The sequence below is a fragment of the Nocardia sp. JCM 38205 genome (genome assembly GCF_058222935.1).
In genome coordinates this window covers 981,704-991,986 of sequence record NZ_JBYHFL010000001.1, presented here as the reverse complement: position 1 = coordinate 991,986, position 10,283 = coordinate 981,704, and the positions used below count along the sequence as shown (strand labels likewise).

10 protein-coding genes are annotated in these 10,283 nt (G+C 69.0%); 5 read left to right on the top strand and 5 right to left on the bottom strand.

The genetic code is table 11. The annotated features are described in order from the left end of the window. Window positions 1–142: 142 nt before the first annotated feature. The 4 genes from msrB to AC4HOU_RS04545 form a co-directional block, all read right to left on the bottom strand. Window positions 143–589: a peptide-methionine (R)-S-oxide reductase MsrB gene (gene msrB, locus AC4HOU_RS04560; RefSeq protein WP_163814352.1), complete on the bottom strand. Its 447-nt coding sequence runs from the start codon at window positions 587–589 to the stop codon at window positions 143–145. Beyond that, window positions 589–1,971, bottom strand: coding sequence for a glycosyltransferase family 87 protein (locus AC4HOU_RS04555; RefSeq protein ID WP_280498473.1), 1,383 nt, complete (start codon window positions 1,969–1,971; stop codon window positions 589–591). The genes msrB and AC4HOU_RS04555 overlap by 1 nt, the downstream gene beginning before the upstream one ends. A 116-nt stretch (window positions 1,972–2,087) precedes the next feature. Further along, window positions 2,088–3,638, bottom strand: coding sequence for an alpha/beta hydrolase (locus AC4HOU_RS04550; RefSeq protein WP_490724157.1), 1,551 nt, complete (start codon window positions 3,636–3,638; stop codon window positions 2,088–2,090). A 44-nt stretch (window positions 3,639–3,682) separates the two neighbouring features. Then, the gene (locus tag AC4HOU_RS04545; protein WP_490724156.1) at window positions 3,683–4,522 is read right to left on the bottom strand and encodes a pyrimidine reductase family protein; all 840 of its coding nucleotides are present in this window, start codon (window positions 4,520–4,522) and stop codon (window positions 3,683–3,685) included. A gap of 35 nt (window positions 4,523–4,557) precedes the next feature. On the opposite strand from AC4HOU_RS04545, the gene zapE reads away from it, so the two are divergent. Continuing rightward, complete coding sequence (gene zapE, locus AC4HOU_RS04540; RefSeq protein ID WP_163814348.1) at window positions 4,558–5,574, top strand: cell division protein ZapE; 1,017 nt, start codon at window positions 4,558–4,560, stop codon at window positions 5,572–5,574. Window positions 5,575–5,778: 204 nt separating this feature from the next. Beyond that, complete coding sequence (locus AC4HOU_RS04535; RefSeq protein WP_163814347.1) at window positions 5,779–6,606, top strand: tyrosine-protein phosphatase; 828 nt, start codon at window positions 5,779–5,781, stop codon at window positions 6,604–6,606. A gap of 13 nt (window positions 6,607–6,619) precedes the next feature. Here the strand turns inward: AC4HOU_RS04535 and AC4HOU_RS04530 are convergent, their stop codons facing one another. Next, on the bottom strand, window positions 6,620–7,159 hold the full coding sequence (locus tag AC4HOU_RS04530; RefSeq protein WP_195007039.1) for a GNAT family N-acetyltransferase: 540 nt from the start codon (window positions 7,157–7,159) through the stop codon (window positions 6,620–6,622). Between the two features lie 212 nt (window positions 7,160–7,371). Here AC4HOU_RS04530 and AC4HOU_RS04525 point away from each other — a divergent pair, with 212 nt between their 5' ends. The 3 genes from AC4HOU_RS04525 to AC4HOU_RS04515 all read left to right on the top strand — a co-directional run bounded on the left by AC4HOU_RS04525 (window position 7,372) and on the right by AC4HOU_RS04515 (window position 10,264). After that, window positions 7,372–8,343, top strand: a complete 972-nt coding sequence (locus AC4HOU_RS04525) for a GlxA family transcriptional regulator (RefSeq protein ID WP_194991855.1) — start codon at window positions 7,372–7,374, stop codon at window positions 8,341–8,343. A gap of 78 nt (window positions 8,344–8,421) precedes the next feature. Then, complete coding sequence (locus AC4HOU_RS04520; protein ID WP_490724155.1) at window positions 8,422–9,474, top strand: nuclear transport factor 2 family protein; 1,053 nt, start codon at window positions 8,422–8,424, stop codon at window positions 9,472–9,474. A 70-nt stretch (window positions 9,475–9,544) separates the two neighbouring features. Then, entirely contained in the window at window positions 9,545–10,264 is a 720-nt protein-coding gene (locus AC4HOU_RS04515) for a DJ-1/PfpI family protein (RefSeq protein ID WP_163814343.1), read from the top strand. Window positions 10,265–10,283: the final 19 nt, after the last annotated feature.

Here is a 10,283-nt window from a genome sequence, read left to right as displayed (position 1 = left end):
CCCCCCCCCCCCCCCCCCCCCTTTTCCCACCCCCCCCCCCCCCCCCCCCCCCCCCCCCCCCCCCCCCCCCCCCCCCCCCCTCCCTTTCCCCCCCCCCCCCGCCGCTGCCTGGTTGCGTACCGTTTGCGCACGGCACGTCGGGTTACTGGCGGGTTGCGGTGTCCGAGGGGTGCAGCCGCAGCGCGATGGAATTGATGCAGTACCGCTTGTCGGTGGGTGTCCGGTAGCCCTCGCCCTCGAAGACGTGCCCGAGGTGGCTGTGGCACGTCGCGCACAGCACCTCGACCCGGCGCATGCCGAGCGAATTGTCCGCTCGCAGGATCACCGCGTCGGAGTCGGCCGGATCGAAGAACGACGGCCAGCCGCAGTGCGAGTCGAACTTTTCCGTACTGCGGAACAGTTCGGCGCCGCAGGCTCGGCAAGTGTAGACGCCCTCGGTCTTGGTGTCGGTGTATTCGCCGACGAAGGGCCGTTCGGTGGCCGCCTCACGCAGCACCGCGAACTCTTCGGGACTGAGCTTGGCCTTCCACTCCTGCGGCGTCAGCTGGATCCGCGGGGCGGGCAGGGAGGTATCCGATTCGGAGCTCATCACTCCACGGTAATGCGCTTGTCCTCCGCCGTCGCTGTGTCGTTGTCCGCTTCCTCGGCACGATCGCGCATTCGCTCGGCGCGTGCGGCGGGTGAACCCGGCTGTTCGGCGTCGATCGTGCCGGTGGACGCCACGGCCGCAGGCTCGGCGGGTCCACGCGGGTCCGGCGCCGAGGCCATCCACGCGGGATCGATACCGAACTTCAGCCGGCCTTCCCGGCGCGCGGCCAGATAGCGGTCACCGAGCACGCAGAACACCACGATCAGCAGCAGACCCCAGCCGAAGGTGATCCGCAGGTATTCGATATTGCGGCCGAGGCTCTGCCAGCGATCCGACAGCCATTTGTCGTAGCTGAGGAACCCGAAGATGGCGAGCCAGGCCGGCCAGTTGCGCAGCACCGAGTTGCGCAGCACCACCGTCATCAGGAACGGGAACACCAGCATCGAGTAGTACATCTGGCCCAGCGACGACAGCAGCCAGGACGCGATCAGCAGCACGCCGGAGGAGGTGCAGACGAAGAAGAGCTCGTCCTCGCGGTAGTAGCGGTACAGCAGCCACAGCGTCAACGCCACGATGACACCCATGGCCAGCCGCATGGTCCAGGTCAGCCACGGCGGCAGCCCGAAGTACTCGGCGTTGCCGGAGATCGCGCTGTTGAAGTAGTCGCGGGTTTCCAGGATGTAGGGGCCGGTCCGGGTGAGGAAGGAACTCGCGTCCTTCATCAACGGCCAGGCGATCGCGTTGAGCGCCAGCGGCACACCGAGAGCGGTGATGAACACCTTCCACTGCCCGCGCGCCGCCGCGATCAGCAGCAGCGGCGCGAGCGTGGGTTTGACCGCGATCGTCAAGCCGAGTATCGCCCCCGACCACACATCCCGCCGTTGCAACAGCAGCATGATGAACAGCAGCTCCGCCAGCAGCAGGCACCCGTTGACGTTGGTGAACACCAGCGTGTTGATCACCGTCTCGGACATGAACATCGCCAGCAGCAGCGCGGGCGCGGCGATCGACTTCAGCGTGTAGTTGAACAGGCGGAGCAGCAGGTACCAGGCGATCAGGATGGCGACGGCGTTCAGCAGGATGAACAGCCAGCGCGACTTCTCGTAGTCGATGATCGCGATCGGCGCGATGAGCAGCGTGCCGCTGGGCGGATACAGGTAGTGCGGATCGACCGAGTCGAAATTGGCCGTGTAGACCGCGCGACCGTTCAGGAAATCCAGCGACGCCTGGTACACGGGCCGATAATCGTCTGTGACGAAACCATTGACAGCCTTGATGAGGACCCTGTTCAGCACGGTCATGACCGCGAGGGGCCACAGTGCGAACTTGATCACCTCGGCGGTGGTGCGAGCTGTCCTGGGCTCGAGCTGTCGAAGTAACACTGGGGCACGGTACACCGGATCGTGCCCAGATGGTTGCCCGGACCCGCCTCGGCGTGCCCGCGACCGGGTCGGCGAGCCCGCCGAGGCGGGAGTCGATGAGGTGCGCACCGCGCCGCTCAGGCCGGGCAGGCAGTGCCATCGGCGGGCAGCTTCGCGTCCTTCAGGTACTCGACCACAGCGCGCTGCGCACAGCCGGAGTGGTTGGACACCGGATGGCCGTAGCCCTGCCAGGTGAGGGTGGCATTACGCGCGCCCGCGCGCCCGAGTGCACCGGTGACCGATGCCTGACCGGCACCGCTGACCGGATCGGCCACCCCGGCCAGTACCAGCACCGGAAGCGCGAGCTTCTCCGGGGCCGCCGGCGGGGTCAGCACGGGCCAAGCCGAGCAGGTCAGCAGTGAGATCGCCGCGGCGCGGCCGAACACCGGATACTTGGCGCCCCAGTCCTCGGCAAGCCCGGCCGCCTGGCTCGCCGTCGGCGGCTGCTGGGTGTCGGTGCAGCCGTTGACGAACTGTCCGTCGTCGGCGGTGGCCGAGGTCGCGCGCTGGACCTGGTTTTCCAGCGGCGCGAGGTCGCCGCGATCGGCCGCGGAGAGCGCATCGGCCAGTTCGGTGACCCGGTTGTTCTGGTCGCTGCGCGGGCTGCCGAGGAAGCCGGTGATCGCGGTGAGCAAGCCGTTTGCCGAGATGTCGCCGAGCTGTCCTGCGGTGGCCTTGCCGAGAAGTTCGGTCACCTTCCCGCGCGGATCGGGACCAAGCGAACAGTTGAGGCCGACGCAGCGTTGCGCGAACGCCGTCAACGCCGCCTCCGCGCCCTGCACCTGCTGCTCGCCCTTGGTCACCGCGTCCACGCCCACCGCGTGCGGTGAATCCAGCACCAGGCGCGCCAGATGATCGCCGAACTTGCGGGCATAGGCCATCGCGACCAGCGCGCCGTTGCCGGTGCCGATCATCGCGATGTGTTCGACCTGCCACTGCTTGCGCAGCTGCTCGATGTCGTCGGCGGCGTGCGCGGCGTCGAAGGTGCCGTCGTAGGGCTGGAGGAAGTCGCGGCAGGCGATGGTGGCGTTCTGGCTCAGCTCGGCCATCGTGGCGATCTGGTCGTCGCCGGGCGAGAACTGGGCGTTGTCGTGGATGGGGTCGCGGATTTCGGGTGGCAGGCAGTCGATCGGCTGCGAGCTACCGATGCCGCGACGGTCGACCGCGACGATCGGGCGTTGGGCCAGGATCGCGTTGGCCGGGCCGACCGCCAGCCCAGCCAGCGTCGCGGTGGAGGACCGGTCGGTGCCGGAGGTGAGCACGATCGGCGCCGCGTCGGCGGGGGTTTGCGGTAGACGGGCACGGATCGCGCCGTTGCGGAAGGAACCGAGAATCGCCCCCGAAGCGTCGATCGGCGTCGAATACTCGGCGCATTCGAGCACCAGGCCCTCGGGGGCGGGGCCGAGACCGAGCAGATCGAGCGTCGGCGTGGTGCATTCCCGCCAGCTCAGATCGGTCTTCGGCACCTCGGCCTGCGGCGGCGGCGCGGCGGCGGCCGAGGTGGTGGCCTCGCCCGCGACCGGCGGACGTTCGATGGCCACGCCGGGGCGATCCGAGGGTCCGGCCCCGCATCCGGCGATCATGATCGAAAGTATCGAGGCCGGTACCACGGCCCGAGTCCAGCGCATGCGTTACACCCTGCCAGGTCTCGTGCCGTGTTTCACACAGGCCCTCAGCAGCGCACCCACCGGATGAGCATCGTCGCGTCCTCGTCCAGCAGAATGTGGGCCGGGCGCATCGTCACCCGGAACTCCTCGCGCGACAGCGCGATTCGCGCCGCGGTCCCGCCGATCAACACCGGCGAGGTGGTCAGGCACAGCTCATCGATGCAGTCCGCGGCCAGCAGATCACCGAACAGTCGCGGCCCGCCCTCGCACAACACCCGCGTCAGTCCGCGCTCGGCCAGTGCCGCCATCGCGGCCTGCGGCGACACGGCGACGTCACCGGCCTCGATCACCTCAGCTCCGGCGTCGGCGAGCTGCTGTTTGCGGATAGCGGGCGCGGCCGCGGTCGTGATGATCAGCGGGGCGACCGGGTGCGGGTTCGGCCCCGCAGGAGGCTGCGTCGCCTGGCCACCGGCGGAATCGGCCCGGGTAGCCGCAGACGCGTCGTGGGACCGGGGAAACAGCCGTGCGGTGGCGTCCAGCGCGGCGCTGGCCGTCACCACCGCGATGGGCGGTGGCGTGCCGTCGGGGTGGCCGCCGATCCCGAGCTCGTGCAGCCGGCGCCGCAGCGCCGGATCGGTCTTGGCGGGACCGTAGTTCTCCGTCCGTACGGTGCCCGCTCCGACCAGCACCACGTCGGCCAGCTCGCGCAGCGCCAGAAAGACCTTGCGGTCGGCGTCGGTGCCCAATCCGCCCGACACGCCGTCGCTGGTGACGGCGCCGTCGATGCTGGACACGAAATTCGCTCGCACCCAGGGACGGTCGAGCCCGGTGGGGTAGCCGTAGAGCTGGAAGAGTTCCTCGTCGGTCAGTCCTGTGAGCTGGATCGCATTGTGGATACGCTGCATGAAGACAGATCACACCACGTCATTAGGCTTCGCCCATGCAAGAACGCCTCGTCGATCGCCATCCGGAGGTTCCGGCGGATCAACTCGTCGCCCAGATGGTGCCGCCACCCATGTTCGACGAGGTCAGCTTCGCCTCCTACATTCCCGACCCGAACGAACCCAGCCAGGCCGCCGCGGTGCGCAAGGCCGAGGAGTTCGCCGGGCAGGTCGCCAAGATCCACAAGGCCGCCTCGAAGAAGAGCCTGTTCGGTAAGAAGAAGCAGGTCGACGGCGCCGGGCTCTACCTCGACGGCGGCTTCGGCGTCGGCAAGACCCACCTGTTGGCCTCGATCTTCCACAGCGCGCCGGCACCCAAATCGTTCGGCACCTTCGGCGAGCTCACCAACCTGGTCGGCGCGCTCGGATTCACCAACGCGGTGGAGCGGCTCAGCGCCAACAGCGTGCTGTGCATCGACGAATTCGAGCTCGACGATCCGGGCGACACCATGCTGGTCTCGCGCCTGCTCACCGAGCTGTCGGCGAGCGGTGTGTCCATCGCGGCGACCTCCAACACCCTGCCGGGCCAGCTCGGCGAGGGCCGTTTCGCCGCACAGGACTTCATGCGCGAGATCAAGAAGCTCGGCGCGATCTTCGAGGCCGTGCGTGTCGACGGCCCCGACTACCGCCACCGCGACCTGCCGCCCGCGCCCGAACCCACCTCGCCCGACGAGCTCGCCGAGCGCGCCGCCGCCACGCCCGGTTCGACCCTGGATGATTACGACCAGCTGCTGAAGCATCTGAGCACCCTGCACCCGTCCAAGTACGGTGCCCTGATCTCCGGTGTCTCCTCGGTCTTCATCTCCGGCGTGCACCCGGTCACCGATCAGGCGGTGGCGCTGCGCATCGTGGTGCTGGCCGACCGGCTCTACGACGCCAGCGTGCCCGTCACGGTGTCCGGCGCCAAGCTCGACGAGATCTTCTCCCAGGAGATGCTCGATGGTGGCTACCGCAAGAAATACCTGCGCGCGATCTCGCGTCTGCTGGCCTTGTCGCGGTTCGAAGTGACGGCCTGAGCCGAATCGAGTACGGCGGCGGTCGCGGCGTATCACCACGTCGGGCCCCTGGATCAGGCCGGATCCGACGCGGCGTGATCGGCCGCGACTCGCCGAAACGGGCTTGACCGCACCGTCTCCGGCTTGGTTTGCTGGGCGGGACTTGCCGTGGGAGCCGTCGGCAGAACAGGCCGGGCACCACGCGCCGATGAGGGGAGCTTCGCGATGGTCCACCGTTCCACCATGGTCGGTTACGGGCTGCGTGTGCCGATCGCTCTGGTCGCCGGGGCGGCCATCGCCTTCGGGCCCACCGCCGCCATCGCACCCGCCGATCCGCCGTCCGCGTCGAGCGCGCTCGCCATCGACCGCTCACTCCACCTGGAAGGCGCGCGGAATGCCCGCGACCTCGGCGGCTATCGCACCGTCGACGGGCGAACGGTGCGCACCGGACTGGTGTTCCGCACCGATCAGCTCGATCACCTCACCCCGGCGGATCTGGCCGAACTCACCGAGCGCAAGGTACGCGACGTCGACGATCTGCGCACCGTCTACGAACGCGCGCTCGCACCGGACCGGGTGCCGGCAGGCGCCCGGGCGAACTGGTACGACGTGATCGGTGGCGCGCCGCTACCGCAGCTGGTGTCGAGCCTGGCCGGCGGCGCCGAGATGTATCGCGCCTTCATCACCGCCCCCGGCGCCAACGCGGCCATCGCGTCGGTGCTGCGTGACGTCATCGAGAACGGGCGGGCCGCCGACGGTGGCGCCGTGCTGTTCCACTGCACCGCCGGCAAGGACCGCACCGGCTGGACAGCCGCGGTACTGCTGAGCATCCTCGGCGTCGACCGCGCCACCGTCACCGAGGATTACCTGCTGTCGAACCACTACCGCGGCGCCGAGCCCGGTGATCTGCTCAACGGTGTCGAAGCCGGCTGGCTCGATGCCGCCTTCGATCAGGCCGCGGCCACCTACGGCAGCTTCGACAACTACGTCCGCACCGGTCTCGGCCTGACCGATTCCGAGATCGCCGGCCTGAAAGCGCGGATGCTGGCCTGAGCGAGGCTCGGCCTCAGAACACCAGTTGCATCACGAAATCGTGGTGTACCTGGTTGCCGACGGTGAAGGTCTTGGTGCCGACGGTGTCGAAACCGTGCTTGGCGTAGAAGCGTTGCGCACGGGCGTTTTCCTGGTTCACCCCGAGCCACACTCCCGAATAGCCGTCCTCGCGAGCCCTGTCGAGCGCCGCCACCATCAACGCCGTGGACACGCCCGTCCCGTGATGGCCCGGCAGCACATACATCTTGCTGATCTCGACCACCGGCCGCGGATCGACCGCCGCCGCGACCTCCGGATCGGCCGGTTCGCCGCCGACCAGCATCGCGTATCCGACGATCTCGCCGCCCGACACCGCCTTCAGCACCGCGCGCGACGGATCAGACAGGTACTCGCCGAACCGTTCGCCCGACAGCACCTCGGAGATGAAGATCTCGATATCGTCGGCGGTCGCGCCGGGTGGGCACGCGAGCGGAAAGGTCGCCGCGGCGACATCGCTGAGCGCTTCGGCATCCCAGAGTCCGGCCCGGTCCACGATGACTGGGGTATTGCTCATGTGTCCAGTACAGCACGAACCCTGGCGAGTGCCCGGAGTTTGCCGGGGCGTGGCACGGGAACGGCCGCAACCACATCGCTACGCCCGCCGATCACCGCGCGCCCTGCCGCCGAGGCGCGGCGGGATACCGCGAGGCGGTAGGAGGAGGACCTGGAAGCCGGAGTGAATTGGCTCCGCCTGGCCAATATTCCGCTGTGCGCTAAATTCTGGCCATGGCAGTGGTAGCGGTACTTGCTCCGGATTCGGTGATCGGTTTCGAGGTGATGCTTCCCGGCATGGTGTTCGGCGCGGCGAACACCATGCTCGGCGAGCAGTACTACGACATCCGCGTGGTGACCCCGGGCGGCAGCGCGGGTGCGGCGGCGGTACACGGCGCTGTCCGGTTGCAGTCGGAATGGGATCTCGACTGCCTCGCCGAGGCGGACATCGTCATGATTCCGGGCCGGACCGAGTTCCTCGACGAGCCCGCCGAAGCCGTTCGCCGCGCACTGCTGGACGCCGCCGCGCGGGGCGCGCGGGTGGCGTCGGTCTGCGTCGGCGCGTTCACCCTGGCGGCGACCGGGTTACTCGACGGGTCGCGCGCGACGACCCACTGGGAACACGCCGCGGAACTGGCTCGCCGGTATCCCCGCGTCGAGGTGGATCCGTCGGTGCTGTTCGTCGACAACGGGTCCCTGCTCACCTCGGCCGGTGTAGCGGCCGGACTCGATCTGTGCCTGCACATGGTGCGCCGCGACCTGGGCGCGCGAGTCGCCGCCGATACCGCGCGGCGACTCGTCATGCCGCCGCAACGTGGCGGTGGCCAAGCGCAATTCATCGCACACACCGACCCGGACGATTCCGGCGCCTCGCTGCAGCCGGTGCTCGACTGGATGCAAGCCAACCTGCACCGGCCGGTGACCCTCGACGACATCGCCGCGCACGGAGCCCTCAGCGTGCGCAGCTTGAACCGTCGATTCCGGGCCGAGATCGGGACCACGCCATTGCAGTGGTTGCTCCGAGCCCGGGTGCACCGGGCCCAGCAACTGCTCGAGACCTCGGACCTGTCGATCGATCGAATCGCCGAGGCTTCGGGTTTCGGCACCGCCGCGACCCTGCGATACCACTTCGCCCGGTTCGCCCGGACCTCGCCGCAGGCCTACCGCGCCAGCTTTCAGCATCCCGGACGACTGGCCAGAATTTAGCGGACATTGGCTATCCGGCCACTGGGCGGTGGTCGCTTCCGAACCGAGACTGAGTGGGCACATTCGGAAGGGACAACGATGACCGTTCAACAAGCCGACCGGGCCCAGTTCGACCTGCCCACTTCGGAACTCGCGCTCGCGGCCGACGCACTCGTGGCGCGGGTGTCGCCGCCGCTGGTCTACAACCATTGCGTCCGCGCCTACCTGTACGCGCGGGAGGTCGCCAAGGCCGAAGGGCTGCGGCCGGGGGTGGATTACGACGACGAGCTGGTCTACCTCGGCAGCATCCTGCACGACCTCGGGGCGACCGAACACGCGAATGGCGATCAGCGGTTCGAGGTGGACGGCGCCGATGCCGCCGCAGAGTTTCTCCGCAGCCACGGGGTCGAGGAGTCGCGGGTGCGGACGGTATGGAATGCCGTCGCCCTGCACACCGTCGACGGCATCGCCCATCGATTCGGGCCGGTGGAGGCCCTGGTACAACGCGGCACGGGCGTCGATATCGTCGGGCGCGACCGGGACCTGCTGCCGGAGGGTTTCGCGCAGCGTGTGCACGCGGTATGGCCGCGCCACGACCTCGGATACGCGTTCGGTGAGATGCTGGCCAGGCAGGTGCGCGACAATCCGGCCAAGGGCAGCCCCTTCAACTTTCCCGGCCAGATCTGCCGGCTGTACTACCCGACGCACGGGCCGATCACCTGGTTCGACCTCGTCGACTCCGCGGGATGGGGCGATCGTCCGGTGCGGGTCGGTGCCGACAGCGTGGGAGCCGGTTCGCCCGCCGAGCTGGCAACGCTGTTCACCACCCACTTCAACGCCGGTGATCTCGATGCCTTGATGGCGCTGTATGAGCCTGCGGCGCTGCTGTTCTCGGCCCCTGGCGAGAGCCGGGCCGGAACCGAGGCGATCCGGGCGGCGCTCGGCGAGATGATCGGCTCCGGGGCCACCATCGAACTGCGTCCTCGCCGCCTCCACGTCGCCGGTGACTTGGCGATGATCTCCAATGACGCCGTCGTTTCCGGTGTGGGTCCGAACGGCGCCGCCGTGGTCTCCACCTCCACCGAGATCGCGCGGCGTGGCCGGGACGGGTCCTGGCGGTACGTGCTGGACGACCCCTACTTCTCCGCATGAGCACGCGGAGCTCACGCCGACGCGCCGGTGCTCGCGCGCCGGAGCGGCACCTCGAGCACGATGACCGGGCATGAATCGGCGGACGATGCTGCGGGCCGGTGTCGGCGCGGCCACCGGTGCCGGATTCCTGGTGATGCCGACGGCGGCACCGGCGCCGACGCGGCGCCGACGCGACGATCCGGCTTCATGGCGGGTGCAGATCCTCGTCTTCGACGGGGTCGACGACCTGGATATCTTCGCGCCGCTGGAAGTGCTGGGTTACGCGACGCATTTCGACTCTCGTGCCGAGGTCGAGCTGGTCAGCGCGGCTGATCCAGGTCCGGTCGTCCTGATGTCGGGCACCGCGATCGACATTCGTTCCGGGTGGTCGCCGCACCTGGCCGACGTGATCGTGGTGCCCGGCGGTGGCTACGGCTTACCGCCGGGCGCACCCGGCGTCCCGACCGAGATCGAGCGGGGTCACCTGCCCCGGCTGCTGGCGGCGGCCCGGCGGGACGGACTGACCATGGCGTCGGTCTGTGTCGGGTCGATGCTGCTGTCGGCGGCGGGGCTCACCCGGGGCCGACCGTGCACGACCCATCACCGGCTGGTCGAGCAGCTGGAACGGGAAGGCGGTGTGATCACCAGAGCGCGAGTCGTCGACGACGGCGATCTGGTCACCACCGGTGGTGTCACCTCTGGTCTGGATCTCGCGCTGTGGCTGGTGCAGCGCGAGTTGGGTTCGGCGACGGCCCTCGCTGTCGAGGAAGTTATGGAATATGAGCGGCGGGGGACGGTCTGGACCCGGTAGCGGGTGCGACCTCCCCGAT

Excerpts from the sequence above, each read along its gene's own strand:
- AC4HOU_RS04515 (WP_163814343.1), top strand. The coding sequence starts at position 9,545 with ATGAATCGGCGGACGATGCTGCGGGCCGGTGTCGGCGCGGCCACCGGT.
- zapE (WP_163814348.1), top strand. The coding sequence starts at position 4,558 with ATGCAAGAACGCCTCGTCGATCGCCATCCGGAGGTTCCGGCGGATCAA.
- AC4HOU_RS04530 (WP_195007039.1), bottom strand. The coding sequence starts at position 7,159 with ATGAGCAATACCCCAGTCATCGTGGACCGGGCCGGACTCTGGGATGCC.
- msrB (WP_163814352.1), bottom strand. The coding sequence starts at position 589 with ATGAGCTCCGAATCGGATACCTCCCTGCCCGCCCCGCGGATCCAGCTG.
- AC4HOU_RS04520 (WP_490724155.1), top strand. The coding sequence starts at position 8,422 with ATGACCGTTCAACAAGCCGACCGGGCCCAGTTCGACCTGCCCACTTCG.
- AC4HOU_RS04525 (WP_194991855.1), top strand. The coding sequence starts at position 7,372 with ATGGCAGTGGTAGCGGTACTTGCTCCGGATTCGGTGATCGGTTTCGAG.
- AC4HOU_RS04545 (WP_490724156.1), bottom strand. The coding sequence starts at position 4,522 with ATGCAGCGTATCCACAATGCGATCCAGCTCACAGGACTGACCGACGAG.
- AC4HOU_RS04550 (WP_490724157.1), bottom strand. The coding sequence starts at position 3,638 with ATGCGCTGGACTCGGGCCGTGGTACCGGCCTCGATACTTTCGATCATG.
- AC4HOU_RS04535 (WP_163814347.1), top strand. The coding sequence starts at position 5,779 with ATGGTCCACCGTTCCACCATGGTCGGTTACGGGCTGCGTGTGCCGATC.